This window comes from Cupriavidus sp. GW821-FHT02F09 (assembly GCF_059421605.1).
Window position 1 is genome coordinate 1 of sequence record NZ_JBWKVH010000053.1, and the last position, 15,368, is coordinate 15,368.

Here is a 15,368-nt window from a genome sequence, read left to right on the forward strand (position 1 = left end):
CGAGATTTCACGGGCGCCGTTGAAACGATCCTGTCGCCGGGAGAACCGCATCCCGCTTCCGGGGCAATCGCCCGGCGTGACCCCGCGCAGTATCAGGGACGGCTATGGGCCACCCGCCGCCATCTTTGGGTCGACCGGGTGACTTGCGCCTGGCTGATCCAGCGCTTTATTGACCCCCACGCCCGATTCCTGTGGCTCGAAAGCCCCAGCGATTGCCCCGCAGACGCGTTGGGCTTTGACTACGACGGGGCGACCTTCACCCACGTCGGCGAGAAGGTGTCCTTCGAAGTGCTGCTAGCGAGCTTTGGCCTTGACGCGAACCCTGGATTGCAGCGTCTGGCGGGAATGGTCCACGCGTTGGATGTCGGCGGCCCGACCGTCCCCGAAGCGAGCGGGTTCGAGGCGATTCTGGCCGGCGCCCGCGAGCGGCTAGCCGACGACGATGCGCTGCTGGCCGAAATCGGCTTGGTGCTGGATTCCCTGCATGCCCACTTTTTGAATAACCAGAAACGCTAGCCGTCACCGAACCCATCTCAAGGAGGATCAATGAGCAACCTGCAGCAAACCGAAATTCCGCAGGCCCCGGCGGCCGAACGGCCGAGCTATACGCTCTGGCAACTTGTGCTCTATATGTTGCGCCTGGGTACGCTGGGCTTCGGCGGCCCCGTGGCCCTCGCAGGTTACATGCACCGGGACCTGGTGGATACGCGCAAGTGGATCAACGATGCCGACTACAAGGAAGGCCTAGCGCTGGCGCAGTTGGCTCCCGGTCCGCTGGCCGCGCAGCTCGCCATCTATTTCGGCTATGTGCACTATCGCCTCGTCGGAGCGACCTTGGTCGGCATTGCGTTCGTCATCCCGTCGTTCCTGATGGTGGTGGCGCTGGGTTGGGCCTACGTGCGATTTGGCGGGCTAACCTGGATGCAGTCGGTGTTCTATGGGGTCGGTGCCGCGGTCATCGGGATCATTGCCATCAGCGCCTACAAGCTCACGAACAAGAGCGTGGGCAAGGACAAGCTGCTGTGGGTGATCTACCTGGTATTGGCAACAGTGACCGTGGTGACCGAATCCGAGATCGCCTGGCTGTTCCTGGCGGCCGGCATCGTGGTGTGGTTTTGGCGCGCGCCACCGAAGTCGCTGCGACAAGGCGGCCTCAATGCCTTCGCGGCGACGCAAGTGCCCTCGGTGGGCGGGATCGTCAGCACCGTGGACTGGCCGCTGCTGACGCAAATCGGCGTGTTCTTCGCCAAGGCCGGCGCCTTCGTCTTCGGGTCCGGACTTGCCATCGTGCCGTTCCTGTACGGCGGCGTAGTGACCGAGCACCATTGGTTGAACGACAAGCAGTTCGTCGACGCAGTGGCAGTGGCCATGATCACGCCGGGCCCCGTGGTGATCACGGTCGGGTTCATCGGCTATCTGGTTGCCGGCCTGCCAGGGGCGTCCGTGGCCGCGCTGGGCACCTTCCTGCCTTGCTACCTGTTCACCGTGATCCCGGCACCCTACTTCAAGAAGTACGGGAAGCGCCCCGGCATCATCGCCTTCGTCGATGGCGTGACGGCGGCGGCTGTCGGGGCCATCACGGGCGCCGTGATCGTCCTGGCCAAACGCTCAATTATCGATCTGCCCACTGTCTTGCTTGCGCTTGTCACGGTCGCATTGCTCTGGAAATTCAAGAAGTTGCCTGAGCCAGTCATCGTCGTCGGCGCCGCACTAATCGGCCTGGTCGCCTACCCATTCCTCCACGCATGAGCCACACGAACAAGGAATTCATCATGACCTATCAAATGAAGCCGCTGGGCGTCGATCCAGGCAAGCTCACTGGCCTCTCGGAGAAGCTGATCGTCAGTCATTACGAGAACAACTACACCGGCGCTGTGAAACGTCTGAACGCCATTCGCGGCGAACTCGCCGAACTGGATTGGAGCACGACGCAGGGCTTTCTGATCAATGGGCTCAAGCGCGAGGAGCTGGTCGCTGCGAACTCTGCTGTCCTGCACGAGCTGTACTTCGATGCGCTCGGCGGTGATGGGGTGCTGCCCTCGTGCGGGCTCTCGGTGGCGTTGGCGCGCGACTTCGGCTCCGTCGAGCAATGGCGATCCGAGTTCACCACACTGGCCAAGGCAATGGGCGGTGGATCGGGCTGGGCGATCCTGGCATGGTCCGCGCGCGAGGGTCGGCTGGTAAACCACTGGGCCGCAGACCACACGAACCTGCTCGCCGGTGCAACTCCGGTGCTTGCCCTGGATATGTACGAACACGCGTATCACATGGACTTCGGTGCAAAGGCGGCGGCCTACGTCGATGCCTTCATGCAAAACATCCGCTGGGATGCCGTCTACCGGCGCTATGGCGCAGCCGTGGCGGGCGACGCTGCGCCGCTCGGCGTGGGCATCAGCGCCCTCGATGGTGGGGCGCCGCATGTCATCGACGTGCGACGCGCGGAAGACTTCGCGGTCGCTCCGGACATGGTGGCCGGTGCTACCTGGCATGACCCAACGACCGTCGATCAGTGGAGCGACAAGATCGATGCCACGCAGCCGCTCTTCGTGTACTGCATGAAGGGGCTGGACATCGGTCGCTCCACGGCGCTGTGGCTGCGAGGGCGTGGCTTCGATGTTCGCTACCTCAACGGCGGCATCGATGCCTGGCGGGAAGCAGGCAAGCCGCTTCAGCCCAAAGAGGTGGTGTCATGAAATGGATCACTCGCGAACGCCCGAAGATCGACCGCATTGCCTGCCCTTGGCTGATCGCCCGCTTTATCGACAAGGAACCAGAGTTTCTGTACGTGCCCACCGGTGACGTCGTGAAAGTCGCCGGCGAGACCGGTGCTGTTCCCTATGACATCCCCGGCGTGGAGCTATCGCATGTCGGCGAACTGTGCAGCTTCGACGCGTTCCTGGATAAGTACCATCTGAACGATCCTGCCTTGCGCCAACTCGCTGGCATTGTGCGGGGCGCGGACACGTCAAAGCTGGATCTCACCCCGCAATCCGGCGGGCTCTACGCTATCTCACTGGGTCTCTCGCAAGTGTTCGCCGACGATCACGAGATGCTCCGACACGGCATGGTGATGTACGACGCCTTGTATGCCTGGTGCCAGCATTGCCAGGCGGAAACGCATCGATGGCCGCCGAAGATGCCGGCGTAAATCGTTCCGTTACCGCATCGCCCAGGAGGTGCTCCGTGAAACCGATCCTGCTCATGGTATCGATGCTTCTGACAGCCATGCCGGCAACTGGAGAGACGCTGATGTTCAACCAGGACCAACAAGGTGCATTGCCGGCGGGATGGGTGGCGGGTGTCACCGGCCGCGGCAAGCCGAAATGGACCGTCGAGACAGACCCGACCGCGCAGGACGGCGCCAACGTGCTCAAGCAATCGGGCTCCGGAGATTTCCTCTGGTGCGTGAAGCAAGACGTCTCTATCGCCGATGGCTTCGTGGAGGCGAAGTTCAAGCCCGTTTCAGGCCGCGAAGATCAAGCTGGCGGCGTTGTCTGGCGTTGGAAGGACGGCGATAACTACTATGTCGCGCGGGCAAACGCACTGGAAAACAACGTCTCCCTGTACTACACGACGGGGGGCCGCCGGCACACGATCCAGTACCAGGAAGCCCCTGTCGCTGCCCGGGTCTGGCATACGCTGCACGTGGACTTCGTGGGCAACCGCATCCAGGTAGCGCTGGACGGCAAGCGCTATATCGATGTCGCGGACAATCACATCAGCGGCGCCGGCAGGGTCGGCGTATGGACCAAGGCGGATAGCGTGACCTTGTTCGACACCGTCTCATTCGGAAACGCCAGCACGAAGTGACAACAAGGAAGCGCTAAACCAATGATCACATCAGAACAAGGGTGGGACAGCGCCGCCAACCCGGAATGCCAGACGACGGCTGGCGTGCCACGGCTGGCAGCGGCCGAAGCCGGTCCCGCTCGGACGCCGATGTCGCGCGCCAGCCTATGGATCGGCGTCACAATTCTCTGCTCTGCTACCACGACCCAGGCCGAGGGCGCCTTCAAGCGCCCATCTGCTGTTGAAATCAAGAAGGGGATTGTTGGCAAAGTCGTCACTGACGGTGCCCATTGGTCAGATAAGTTCAAGGCCGACGGCACCCTTGAATCCATCATGCACGGCCAAATCCAGAAGGAGCATTGGAGGCTGCGGAACAACGACCTGTGTATGACCTTTTCGACAAGCAATGCGAACGCCGAGGAGTGCTATCAGGTCTGGCGGCGTCAACAACGGATCGAATATCGAAGGGATGACGTCACCATCGCCGAGGGCGAGTTGGCGGACAAATGAAGTTGCGGAGCGTGTCATGTCGAATCCCATCCTTAAGCTCGCTGCAGCCGTTCTAGTTTCCTTAGGACTCATCGTGGCTGGTTGCGGGAAAAATCCATTCGGTGAGCGCAGTCATCAGGCCATTGATATTGCGCAAGTACCTGCTCCGGTCAAAGCGGCAATCGAGAAGCAAGCGCAGGGCCGTACGGTCGGCGAGATCGAGAAGCAGACAGCAAACGGCAAGACCCGCTATGAGGTTACGCTCGGCACCGGTAGCGAGAAACAAACCGTTCTCATTGGCGAAGACGGCAAACAGCTCGCCGCCCGTGCCGACGATGATGATGACGAAGATGATTGACGCAAGTTGGCCACAGGGGAACGGCTCAAGCTGCCAATCGGGAGAGCCTCATGGATCTTATTGCTCGAGAACCCACCTGAATTGACCGGATCCACTTCGGTACGGCGGCTATGCCACGTCACATAGACGGCACCTTCGCAATGCATACCCTTAAAGACCCAGTTGCACCCAGCAGCCGAGGCTGGCTTGCGCGCCAGGTATTGCCGGCAGGCGTCCACGCCGGCGCCTTGGCGCTTCTCGTCGGCCGCGCGTTACGCGGCTTCTGTGACGGGTTCATCGCTGTCCTGCTGCCAGCGTACTTGCTGGCGCTCGGCTTCGCGCAATTGGCAGTGGGGTTGATCAGCAGTGCAACCCTGATCGGCTCCGCACTGGCGACGATACTGGTGGGCATTCTCGGCCATCGCTACCCGCAGCGCCGCCTGCTGGTGTTGGCGGCTGCATTGATGGTCGCAACCGGCATCGGCTTCGCCGGACTGTCCTCCCTATGGCCCCTGTTGCTCGTCGCATTCGTCGGCACGCTCAACCCGAGTTCCGGTGACGTTAGTGTTTTCCTGCCGCTGGAGCAGGCTCGTCTCGCCGACTCGTCCACCTCTGATGCTCGCACTGCGCTATTCGCCCGCTATAGCCTGACTGGCGCCTTCTCCGCCGCCATCGGCGCGCTGGCGGCAGCGCTGCCGGGCTGGCTTGCCCCGCAGTTGGGGATATCGTTCCTCAGCGCCATGCGCGTGATGTTCATGATCTATGCATTGACGGGTGTCGCACTCTGGTTCCTCTATGCGCGCATCCCCGAGCCACACCCGCACGCGACATCGGTGCGAGTACCGCTTGGTCCGTCTCGCCGGATCGTTACCCGCCTTGCACTGCTCTTTAGCGTCGACGCCTTTGCCGGCGGGCTGGTGGTGAACTCGCTGCTGGCGCTGTGGTTGATGCAGCGCTTCGGTCTTTCCCTTGGCGCCGCTGGCCAGTTCTTTTTCTGGGCGGGGATGCTCACGGCCGGCTCCCAACTCGTTGCTGTGCCGCTGTCCCGCAAGTTCGGCTTGCTGAACACGATGGTGTTTACCCATATTCCATCCAGCCTCTGCCTGATCGCGGCCGCCTTCTCCCACTCCCTGGTGGCGGCCCTGGCCTTGTTGCTCGTGCGCAGCGCGCTGTCCCAGATGGACGTACCGACCCGGACTGCCTATGTGATGGCGGTGGTCACGCCGCCGGAGCGACCGGCGGCCGCAAGCCTGACCGCGGTCCCCAGAAGCCTGGCTTCCGCACTCGGTCCGACCCTAGCAGGCGCGCTGTTGGCCTTGGGCTGGGTCGGTGCACCGCTGGTCGCCTGCGGCCTGCTCAAAATCACCTATGACCTGGCGCTCCTGGGCGCCTTTCGACGTATCAAACCGGTCGATTGACTGGAAGTCGACTTTGATCCGTGCATGGTATGAACACCTACAACCCAAGCCGCTTGAGCTTCGCCCCGACACACGCACTGCGGCCAACCTGCTCATCCAGCCCTTCCAGAAACTCCGACCCAAGCTTGGACCATCACCGAAAAGGACCCTCAAATGCTACTGTTGAAACGGCTTTCCCAGATTCTCACGGCCACACTTGGTGCTTTTGCTATTGCCGGCACAGTGCAAGCGCAACAACGGCCCGCAGTGGACACGCCTCGCATTGAGCAGATCACCGGCTTGAAGGGTACCTTCTCCAAGGAAGAAAACGTCTTCAAGGTATCGAAGCCGCGCACCGACATCAAGGTGCAGGTGGACTCTTGGAGCATGCCCCCGTTTATGGGCTTGACCTCGTGGGCTGCCTTCACGCCGGCCCACGGCTCGCAAGTTATGCTGATGGGCGACACGGTCCTTTTGGAAGACGAAGTCAATCCGGTCATGAGTGCTGCGCTCGACGCCGGTCTCGAAGTCACCGCGCTACACAACCATTTCTTCTTCGACCAGCCCAAAGTCTACTTCATGCACATTGGCGGGATGGGTGACGTCAATCATCTTGCCGGCGGCGTGAAGAGAGTCTACGACACAGTCGCTGAAATCCGAGCTGCGCATCCGACATCCTCCACCGGGTTTCCGTCGACGATCGCCGCGGACAGCAAAATCAGCCCCGCCCCGTTGGAGGCCATCTTTGGCATGAAGGGGCAGTCGAGCAACGGAATGTTCAAAGTCGTCATCGGCCGTCAGGCCAAGATGCACGGCATTACGGTCGGCAATGAGATGGGTATCAACACCTGGGCGGCATTTGCCGGCTCCGACAGCGAAGCGGTCGTGGATGGGGATTTCGCAATGCTCGAGGAAGAGCTACAACCGATACTGAAGACCATGCGAGCAGATGGCATCAATATCGTGGCGATTCACCAGCATATGACTCAAGAGCAGCCTCACTACCTATTTCTCCACTACTGGGGCAAGGGAAATGCCGTGGATCTGGCGAAAGCGGTAAGGAAGGCCTTGGACGTCCAATCCAGCCTACGCAAGTAACGCAGGGAGGGTGCTCACCTCGAGGGCATTCTCGATCAGCACTACCGCACGGAGACGTTTACCGAGCTTGGCGGGAGATTGATTCTTCCAAGCACTGGTACTCAGTGTATGCGTGGTGAGGCGATACGCACGTCAATCATCACGGATGACGGCAATTTATGAACGCAACCTCCCGACGATCCATCACTCGTTGGCTTCTCATGCTCCCGTGCATTGCCGCGGTGGCACTTGGGGGGATAGCGTTCCATGCATTGGGCGCGGATGACGAATGGGCTCCAGGCAGCCTGCCGCTCAAGCAAGTGGCCGACGTTCCGCTAGGCGGGCGGCCGAGCCGGCTGGACTATGCAAGCTTCGACCCAGATCGACACTTGCTGTTCATCGCCCATCTGGGAGACGGCGAAGTGATCGCTTTCGACACGCGCGTTGCACGCGTGATCGCCCGGATTCCTGGTATCGCCTCGGTCCACGGCGTACTCGCAATACCCGAACTGTCACGGGTGTATGCGTCTGCTACCGGCTCAAATGAAATCGTCGAGCTTGACGAATCCACGCTTAGGATCACAGCGCGCATGCCGGGCGGAATTTACCCGGATGGCATGGCCTACGCGCCCCACACACATAAGCTCTATGTCTCCGACGAAAGGGGGGCGGCTGAGACAGTGATCGACGTGCTCTCGAACACTCGGATTACGACTATCCCGCTCGGTGGGGAGGTCGGCAATACCGCATACGATCCGGTTTCCCGGCACATTTTTGTAAACGTGCAATCACGGCGACAACTAGTCGAGATCGACCCCGTCACTGATCGGATCATCGCGCGGATCGACCTACCGGGCGCGCAAGGCAATCATGGGCTGCTGATCGAACCGCTGCAACGACTCGCGTTCATTGCCTGCGAAGGCAATGACAAGCTGCTGGTGCTCGACATGCGTACGATGCGAGTCACATCATCCTTCGACGTCGGTCAAGACCCGGACGTCCTTGCCTTCGACCCGCAGCTGCATCTGCTCTATGTCGCCGGCGAAGCTGGCACAGTCTCGATGTTCAAAGCCGAGGCCGGCAAAGTGTCGAAGATCGGCGAAGGCCGCATCGGCTCCAATGCGCACGTCGTCGCGGTCGATGGTTCGACGCACCGTGCATTCTTTCCGCTCAAGAATGTTCAGGGACAAGCGATGTTGCGCATCATGGAACCCAAAGGCTAGACATGGGGGACGTTCAGGCTGTACCTCAATGGTCCTCCGGCCACTTCGGGTGGTAATCGTCGATGGTGAACGCGTGCCGGTGACTACGATCCCCGATACGGTGACCCTCTGCGAGGTGCTCGTTCAGACGCGGGTCGCCTGCGTGCTCGTGGGCGAGCTCGTCCAGGTCAGAGGCCGGCCACGCGCGCCATGCGATAACGAGTCCAATCAACATCACCGCGGCGAGTACGCCGAAGGTCGATGCCATGCCGATTCGTGCGCCGAGTTGCCCGGCAGCGGATAGGTGATGAGCCAGCACGCGTGCGACAGCGAAAACTGCGCCGCGAAGACCGCCGGGCGATTGGATGACGCGGCTGATCTTTTCAGCAGGCGCCCGCTCGGCGTCAGGGTCATTGAATAGCCTACCCCGATGCCAAACCAGGTAAGAAGGAATGCTGGCCACTCGAATATGCCGCCCGAGCTGGCCACAGCCATCCCGGCAAGCAACCCGATCGCCATGATCGATGCCCCCGCCAGCATCGCGGGCCGGTCCGGGCGCTTGTCGAGCAGCCAAGGCAGCAGCAACGCGACGAGCATCGAGCCAAAACCGAAGGCCGCCAGCGCAAAGGGCACGTCGGTGCTCGGTCGGTGAAGCTTACCCTGGACGTAGACCACCGTATTCCCGATGACCATCGAACTGGCCGCTGCTGCTGCAAGGTTGAGGGCCAACAAGCCGCGCAGGCGCGGTGTACGCAAGTAGATGGAAATGCCGCGGAACGTCTTTGCGTAGATGCTGCCACTACGCTCGACCGCGTGTGACTGCGGCAGGCGAACGGAAACGACGAGCGCTGCGGAGAACAGGAAGCCCACAACGGTGCCGGCGAAGAGCCCGTGGAAGGTGATGACGGTCAACAGGGCTGCAGCCAACATGGGACTCACCAGGCTTTCCATGTCGTAGGCGAGGCGCGACAGAGTCCTTCTCGTCCGGCAGCACATCCGGAATCGTGGCCTGAAATGTTGGCGTAAATGCTGCCGAAGCCGATTGCAGAACGAAGATCAGGATGTAGATCTGCCAGATATCGCTGACGAACGGCAATGACACGGCAACCGCCGCCCGGATCAGATTCCATCGTGACAAGGAACGCACGCCTTGGCAGCCGGTTTGCGAAAGCGCCGACCACTGGCGCGACGCCGACGTAGGCCACCATCTTGATCGCGAGGGCCGTGCCCAGGACGCTGCCGGCGTTGGGGCCGGCGATATCATAGGCAAGAAGGCCCAGCGCGACCGTGGCGAGCCCGGTTCCAACCAGCGCGATGATCTGCGCCAGAAACAGATGCCGGTAAGTTCGATTTGCTAGTACATCTAGCATCCATATCTCCTGTTACGTTCACATGCCAGCGGACGACGGGAGCTTGCTTCCGTCCTCGCCGACTGCCGACAGATTGCCGAGGGACTAGACTTCCGCCAGCTTGCCAGCACCCCGCCCGGCGGCTTCACGCCGCCTCAGCACCATGCCGCAAACGGCTGGCAACACGAACAAGGTGAGCACCGTGGCCGTGATCAGGCCGCCGATCACCACCGTTGCCAGGGGCCGCTGCACCTCGGCACCGGTACCGGTCCCAATCGCCATCGGGACAAAGCCCAGCGATGCGACTAGTGCCGTCATCAGCACCGGACGAACACGCTCCATTGCGCCTTCGATGATGGCCGCATTGGCAACCATCCCGTCTTCCAGCCGCTTGCGTATGGCCGAGATCAGCACCAGCCCATTGAGGACGGCCACGCCGGACACCGCAATGAACCCAACCGCGGCGGAGATCGAGAACGGAATGCCGCGCAGCGCTAGTGCGAAGACGCCTCCGGCCAGGGCGAGCGGCACGGCGGTCAGCACCGTGGCAGTCAGCGCGGCATTGCCGATCGCCATGTACAGTGCCGCAGCGATAAGCACAAAGCAGATCGGCACGATGATGGCCAGCCGCTTGGTTGCCGCCTGCAAGTTCTGGAACTGGCCGCCCCATTCGATCCAGGATCCCGTCGGCAGTTTGACCGCGGCTTCAATGCGCGCGGCTGCGTCGTCGACGAAACCGCCAAGGTCTCGGCCCACCACATTGGCCTCGACATAGATGCGCCGCTTGCCGTTGTCTCGACTGACCTCATTCAAGCCCTGCGTGAAACGGAACTGCACAAGTTGCCGAAGCGGGACCGATGCGCGGGGTCTTCCTTCGGTCATAGGCAGCATCACCGGCAAGGCGCCCAGCACGTCGAGGTTGTTACGCTGTTCCCCGGCCAAGCGCACCACGATGTCAAAGCGGCGGTCGCCATCGAAAACCTGCCCGGCGGGCTTGCCTGCCAACGCCGTGGAAACGGTATCCGCTACCTCTTTCACCGTCAGTCCGAAGCGAGCGATCGCCGCGCGGTCGAAAGCGATATCGAAGGTGGGGAAGCCCGTCGTTTGTGCCACGCGCACGTCAGACGATCCGGGTGTCTTGCGCAGCACAGCGGCGATGCGTTGCGCGGTGAAAGCCAGTTCGTCCAGGTCTTCACCATAGATCTTGACGGCCACGTCGCTACGAACGCCGCCGATCAGCTCATTGAAGCGCATCTCGATCGGTTGCGTCACATCGAAATTGTTGCCCACCATCGGCGCGGTCTTTTCCCGGATCCGCTGGATGACCTGCTCCTTGGTTGTGACCCCCGCCGGCCATTGCTCTTTCGGCTTGAGAATGATGTAGTTGTCGGAAGCATTCGGCGGCATCGGGTCGGCGGCCAGGCTCGCCGTACCCGCTTTCGAGTACACCGTCTTCACCTCGGGCAGACTCAATACCGCCCGCTCGAGAGGCAAGTCGATGGCGACAGACTGGTCGATCGAGGTCGACGGGATACGCACCGAAGAAAGGTTGAGGTTCTGTTCATCCAACGTGGGCATGAACTCGCGGCCGACGAAGGTGAAGGCAACCACGGCTAGCAGCAGCACGCCAACGCCCGCGCCAATGAAGGGAAGCGGCTGCGTTACCGCACGCGTCAGCCAAGGCTTGTATCGCGCCTTGGTGGCGACGATCACGCGCACTTCTTTCTCCGAGATTTCCTTGCGCAGCAGCACCGCGATCATGGCCGGCACGAACGTCAGCGAGAACACGAATGCCGAGGCCAGTGCGAGCATCAGCGTGATCACCATCGGTGAGAACATCTTGCCCTCCACACCCTGAAACGTCAGGCATGGGAGGAAGACGAGGAGGATGACCATTTGCCCGTAGATGGTCGGGCGGACCATCTCGCGGGAAGACGCGACAACCTCCTCCAGCCGCTCGTTGAGGGTTAGCAGCCGCCCCTCATGGGCCTGCCGCTCCGCAAGACTGCGCAACGCGTTCTCGACAATGATCACGGCGCCGTCGATGATGAGGCCGAAGTCGAGTGCCCCTAGGCTCATCAGGTTGCCCGAGATGTTCAACGCGTTCATGCCGATGGCGCTGATCAGCAGCGACAGCGGGATGACCAGGGCTGCAATCACTGCCGCGCGCCAGTTCCCCAGAAGGGCGAACAGGATCGCAACGACCAGCACGGCGCCCTCGGCCAGGTTTTTCGCAACGGTCTTGATGGTCGCCACCACCAGTTGTGAGCGATCCAGAGTCGGTACGATGACGACCCCGGCCGGCATCGTCTTTTCGATCTCCTTGAGCTTGTCGCCGACCGCCTGTGCCACGGTTCGGCTATTTGCGCCAACCAGCATGAGCGCGCTGCCGACAACTGTCTCATAGCCGTTGCGGCTGGCAGCCCCCGAACGCAACTCCCCGCCGACATTCACCGTTGCGACCTGGCCAACCGTCACAGGAACGCCCTGGCGCTGTGCGACGACGGCCCGCGCGATCTCGTCAACGGTACGGATGCGCGCATCCGCACGCACCAGATAGGACTCGCCGGAGCGGCGGATATAGTTCGCACCCACGGACAGGTTCGCATCCTCCAGTGCCTTGCTGAGATCTGCGTAGGAGATGCCGTACGCGGCCAGCTTCGCCGTATCCGGCTCGACAACGAACTCCTTTACATAGCCGCCGAGCGAATCCACGTCGGCAACACCCGGCGTGGTTCGCAATTGCGGCCGGACAATCCAGTCCTGCACGGTGCGCAGATAGGCAAGCTTCGACACCCTATCCGCAAGACGCTCGCCGCGATCCGTCAGGAAACCACCGTCGCTCTGCCAACCCGGCTGGCCGTCCTTTACTGTCGCGCCTTTGCCATCGGGGTGCGCATACTCGACGCTGTAGTGAAATACTTCGCCCAGCCCAGTGGACACAGGCCCCATCTGCGGCGCAGCCCCGTCAGGCAGATTGGGACGCGCCTGCGCCAGCCGCTCCGTCACCTGCTGGCGCATGAAGTAGAGGTTGGCGTCCTCCTTGAAGATCGCCGTGACCTGGCTGAAGCCGTTGCGGGAGAACGAGCGCGTGCGTTCGACCCCGTTCAGCCCGGCCAGGGCCGTCTCGATCGGATAGGTCACACGCTTCTCGACCTCGACCGGACTTAGGGTCGGCACGACCGTATTGATCTGGACCTGCTTGTTGGTGATGTCAGGCGTGACGTCGATAGGGAGGACGTTGAGCTGCCACGCCCCGACCGCCGCCACTACGGCAGTCAGGAACAGGACCAGCCAGCGCAGCCGGACGGCGCCGTAGAGAATGCCATTGATCATTCGTCGTCCCCGGCGCTCTTCTTCGCTTCAGCCTTGACGAGGAACGCATTGCGCGTGGCCACGCGTTCGCCGGCGCGGACTCCCGAAACGATCTGGGCGATACCGCCACTGCGTGCACCGATCAACACCGGTTGGGGACGGAATCCTTGGGCCGTCCGCACGAAGAGTACATCCCGGCCATCCAGGTTCTGTACGGCATCCTCGGGCACTGTCAGGCCTCCCTCGCTGCTGGCTCGGGCGTGCAGGCGTACCTGCACCCCTTCGCCGACAACGAGTGCAGGCGAAGGGTCTTTTGGCGCCAGCACGACCGTTGCCGCACGCGAGCTTCCGCTCACCGTGGGGGTCACGGAGCGCACCGTTGCCGCGACCGGAGAACCGGTTCCGAGCAAGATGGTCGCTCGGTCGCCTGCCGCGATGCGGCTCATTTCGACCGCCGTCACCGATGCCTCGACCTGCACCGCGCCGGAGGCTGCGACGCGGAAGAGCTCGGCGTCCGGCGCGACATAGGCGCCGATGGTGGCGCTCTGGTTGGTGATCCTGCCCGCGATCGGGCTGACCAACGCGACAGCGCGGCCGTCATCGGAGACATGCGCGGCACGCGCCACGGCCGCCGCCCGCTGGGCCTCGGCTTCAGCTACATCCAAGCCGGCCTTCGCTGCTTCCATCTCCTGCCTTGGCGTCACGCCTTGCTGATACAGGCTCGATTCCCGCGCGTACGTCTTGCGGGCCAGGTCCGCCTTGGCCTGCGCCACGCGGCGCTCGGCAGCCATGGTGGCCGCGTCAAGGCTGTCTACGGTCGCCAGCACCTCCCCGGCTCGCACGGAATCCCCGAGTCGTCGATTCACGCGCTGGACGGTACCGGATGCTCTCGCCACGACGACCGCCTCCCCGCCGGGGATGGCGGCGACCGTGGCCGGTGCCAGGATCTCATTGCCCACATCGCCGGAGGCGACCGGCTCCACGGCGATATTGGCAGCCGAGAGGTAGTCATTCGGAATCTTGACTTCATCCAGCGCATCGCTAGCTGCGGCGGCGGGCGCGGAGGCTGCGGGCGCCTGGCTGGGGGCCCGGCCGCTGGCCGGTGCAAGTCCACGGGCAGCGCCAAATCCGATCACGGCGGCGACACCCGCAATCCCCGCGATCATCGGCCAGTTTGCCGATCGGCGGTTCTCGGTCATTTTCGTCATTCTCCAAAAGCTAGGCGGCCATCGGCCTGCGCAAGCGCGGCGAGCGCGCGCACGCGCGCCAGGCCCGCGTCAATGGTCAATCCCTTCGCATCCGACAACGCGCGTCGGATGGCGAGCTGTTCCAACAGGGATGTCTTTCCGGCGTCGTAGCCAATACGCCCGAGACGGTATGCCTCCGATGCGGCGCGTTCACCCTCCGTGGCAGCACTCAGCCGTTGTTCCGCAGCTATCACCTGTGCTTCTGCGGAGCGGCGCGTCGCAGCGGCTTGGAGTCGTGCCGATGCAAGCCGGGCCTCCGCTGCAATGACACGTTGCTTCGCGGCCGCAACCGCATTGCTGTTCCGGTCGAGAATCGGAATCGTCGCGGATACGCCAACCACGTATCCGCTCTCATTGGTCCAGCCATAGCGCCGAACCCCCGCGCTTAGGCCAACATCCGGGATCCACTTTTTCTCTTCGACCTGGACCTGGGCATCCAAGGCGTCGCGTTCGGCCTGCGCCGTCACGACTGCGGGTGTTTCTCCCAGCGCTTCACCACCCATCGCCCTGCTCTTGGTCGTGGTCAGCAACGAGCCAGTGACACCCGAATAGGGGGTACTCGCTCCGGCCAGTGCGGATAAGCGCTCGAGTGCCTGGGTGCCATCCGCCTTGGCGGCCTGTTCGCCCGCTTGAGCCGCGGCGACGCTGGCCTGCGCCTGGGCTAGCCGCAAATCAGCTTCCTTCCCTGCTTGAACCTGGGCGCGCGCGGCGCGCAGGTCGTCGTTGGCGCGGGCCAGATCATCTTGCGCGAGTATCATGCGGGCTCGCGTCGTTTCGACGGTGGCGTAAGCGACAGCGAGTTCTGCCGCGAATGCGATCTGCGCCTGGCGGCGGCGCGCTTCGACCGCAACAAGGTTGCGCTCGCCCGCTTCGATGCGAGCGCCGCGCTTGCCCAAGATTTCAAATGGCTGAGTAATCGAATAGGTGTTTTGACGTTGACTTGCACTGCCGCTTGACGGTGCCCCGAGGTTCTCAATGACCGTATCCACGCGGGGATTCGGCCAGGCCCGGGTCTGTGCTGCATCCGCAGTCGCCGCACTGACATTGGCCTGTTGCTCAAGAAGCGTCGGCGCTTCTGCAAGGGCTTGCTGCAAGAGCACACCATAGGGTGGCGCATCGGCCGCGTAGGCGAGGGAAGCGCTAGAGATGACCAGCGCCACGGCCAT

General features: G+C 62.6%; 13 protein-coding genes and 1 pseudogene. 10 read left to right on the plus strand and 4 right to left on the minus strand.

Annotated features, from left to right (window positions below):
• The 10 genes from AC07XB_RS34165 to AC07XB_RS34210 all read left to right on the plus strand — a co-directional run.
• A partial coding sequence (locus tag AC07XB_RS34165) for a chromate resistance protein ChrB domain-containing protein (protein WP_492831833.1) occupies nt 1-516 on the plus strand: 516 nt, incomplete at its 5' end.
• A gap of 30 nt (nt 517-546) precedes the next feature.
• Nucleotides 547-1,749, plus strand: coding sequence for a chromate transporter (locus AC07XB_RS34170; RefSeq protein WP_492831835.1), 1,203 nt, complete (start codon nt 547-549; stop codon nt 1,747-1,749).
• A gap of 23 nt (nt 1,750-1,772) precedes the next feature.
• On the plus strand, nt 1,773-2,693 hold the full coding sequence (locus AC07XB_RS34175; RefSeq protein ID WP_492831837.1) for a Fe-Mn family superoxide dismutase: 921 nt from the start codon (nt 1,773-1,775) through the stop codon (nt 2,691-2,693).
• Entirely contained in the window at nt 2,690-3,148 is a 459-nt protein-coding gene (locus AC07XB_RS34180; RefSeq protein ID WP_492831839.1) for a chromate resistance protein ChrB domain-containing protein, read from the plus strand. Before AC07XB_RS34175 ends, AC07XB_RS34180 begins: the two co-directional genes overlap by 4 nt.
• A gap of 35 nt (nt 3,149-3,183) precedes the next feature.
• Nucleotides 3,184-3,810 carry a 3-keto-alpha-glucoside-1,2-lyase-like domain-containing protein gene (locus tag AC07XB_RS34185; RefSeq protein ID WP_492831841.1) on the plus strand — a complete coding sequence of 209 codons (627 nt, stop codon included), beginning with the start codon at nt 3,184-3,186 and terminating at the stop codon, nt 3,808-3,810.
• A 21-nt stretch (nt 3,811-3,831) separates the two neighbouring features.
• Nucleotides 3,832-4,299: a hypothetical protein gene (locus tag AC07XB_RS34190; RefSeq protein ID WP_492831843.1), complete on the plus strand. Its 468-nt coding sequence runs from the start codon at nt 3,832-3,834 to the stop codon at nt 4,297-4,299.
• A gap of 16 nt (nt 4,300-4,315) precedes the next feature.
• Nucleotides 4,316-4,636, plus strand: a complete 321-nt coding sequence (locus AC07XB_RS34195) for a PepSY-like domain-containing protein (RefSeq protein ID WP_492831845.1) — start codon at nt 4,316-4,318, stop codon at nt 4,634-4,636.
• 110 nt (nt 4,637-4,746) lie between these two features.
• On the plus strand, nt 4,747-6,033 hold the full coding sequence (locus AC07XB_RS34200; RefSeq protein WP_492831847.1) for an MFS transporter: 1,287 nt from the start codon (nt 4,747-4,749) through the stop codon (nt 6,031-6,033).
• A 153-nt stretch (nt 6,034-6,186) separates the two neighbouring features.
• Nucleotides 6,187-7,110 (plus strand): DUF1259 domain-containing protein, encoded by a 924-nt coding sequence (locus tag AC07XB_RS34205; protein ID WP_492831849.1) that lies wholly within the window; start codon nt 6,187-6,189, stop codon nt 7,108-7,110.
• A 200-nt stretch (nt 7,111-7,310) separates the two neighbouring features.
• A complete protein-coding gene (locus tag AC07XB_RS34210; RefSeq protein ID WP_492831909.1) occupies nt 7,311-8,312 on the plus strand; it encodes a hypothetical protein in 1,002 nt (333 codons plus the stop codon).
• A gap of 25 nt (nt 8,313-8,337) precedes the next feature.
• On the opposite strand, the pseudogene AC07XB_RS34215 reads toward AC07XB_RS34210, so the two are convergent.
• The 4 genes and pseudogenes from AC07XB_RS34215 to AC07XB_RS34230 all read right to left on the minus strand — a co-directional run bounded on the left by AC07XB_RS34215 (nt 8,338) and on the right by AC07XB_RS34230 (nt 15,302).
• Nucleotides 8,338-9,661: pseudogene (locus AC07XB_RS34215) on the minus strand (MFS transporter).
• Nucleotides 9,662-9,745: 84 nt separating this feature from the next.
• Nucleotides 9,746-12,976: a CusA/CzcA family heavy metal efflux RND transporter gene (locus AC07XB_RS34220; RefSeq protein WP_492831851.1), complete on the minus strand. Its 3,231-nt coding sequence runs from the start codon at nt 12,974-12,976 to the stop codon at nt 9,746-9,748.
• Nucleotides 12,973-14,154, minus strand: a complete 1,182-nt coding sequence (locus AC07XB_RS34225; RefSeq protein ID WP_492831853.1) for an efflux RND transporter periplasmic adaptor subunit — start codon at nt 14,152-14,154, stop codon at nt 12,973-12,975. The genes AC07XB_RS34220 and AC07XB_RS34225 overlap by 4 nt, the downstream gene beginning before the upstream one ends.
• A 5-nt stretch (nt 14,155-14,159) precedes the next feature.
• Nucleotides 14,160-15,302, minus strand: coding sequence for a TolC family protein (locus AC07XB_RS34230; protein ID WP_493688167.1), 1,143 nt, complete (start codon nt 15,300-15,302; stop codon nt 14,160-14,162).
• Nucleotides 15,303-15,368 lie beyond the last annotated feature (66 nt).

Excerpts from the sequence above, each read along its gene's own strand:
- AC07XB_RS34170 (WP_492831835.1), top strand. The coding sequence starts at position 547 with ATGAGCAACCTGCAGCAAACCGAAATTCCGCAGGCCCCGGCGGCCGAA.
- AC07XB_RS34175 (WP_492831837.1), top strand. The coding sequence starts at position 1,773 with ATGACCTATCAAATGAAGCCGCTGGGCGTCGATCCAGGCAAGCTCACT.
- AC07XB_RS34180 (WP_492831839.1), top strand. The coding sequence starts at position 2,690 with ATGAAATGGATCACTCGCGAACGCCCGAAGATCGACCGCATTGCCTGC.
- AC07XB_RS34190 (WP_492831843.1), top strand. The coding sequence starts at position 3,832 with ATGATCACATCAGAACAAGGGTGGGACAGCGCCGCCAACCCGGAATGC.
- AC07XB_RS34195 (WP_492831845.1), top strand. The coding sequence starts at position 4,316 with ATGTCGAATCCCATCCTTAAGCTCGCTGCAGCCGTTCTAGTTTCCTTA.
- AC07XB_RS34200 (WP_492831847.1), top strand. The coding sequence starts at position 4,747 with ATGCCACGTCACATAGACGGCACCTTCGCAATGCATACCCTTAAAGAC.
- AC07XB_RS34205 (WP_492831849.1), top strand. The coding sequence starts at position 6,187 with ATGCTACTGTTGAAACGGCTTTCCCAGATTCTCACGGCCACACTTGGT.
- AC07XB_RS34210 (WP_492831909.1), top strand. The coding sequence starts at position 7,311 with ATGCTCCCGTGCATTGCCGCGGTGGCACTTGGGGGGATAGCGTTCCAT.
- AC07XB_RS34220 (WP_492831851.1), bottom strand. The coding sequence starts at position 12,976 with ATGATCAATGGCATTCTCTACGGCGCCGTCCGGCTGCGCTGGCTGGTC.
- AC07XB_RS34225 (WP_492831853.1), bottom strand. The coding sequence starts at position 14,154 with ATGACCGAGAACCGCCGATCGGCAAACTGGCCGATGATCGCGGGGATT.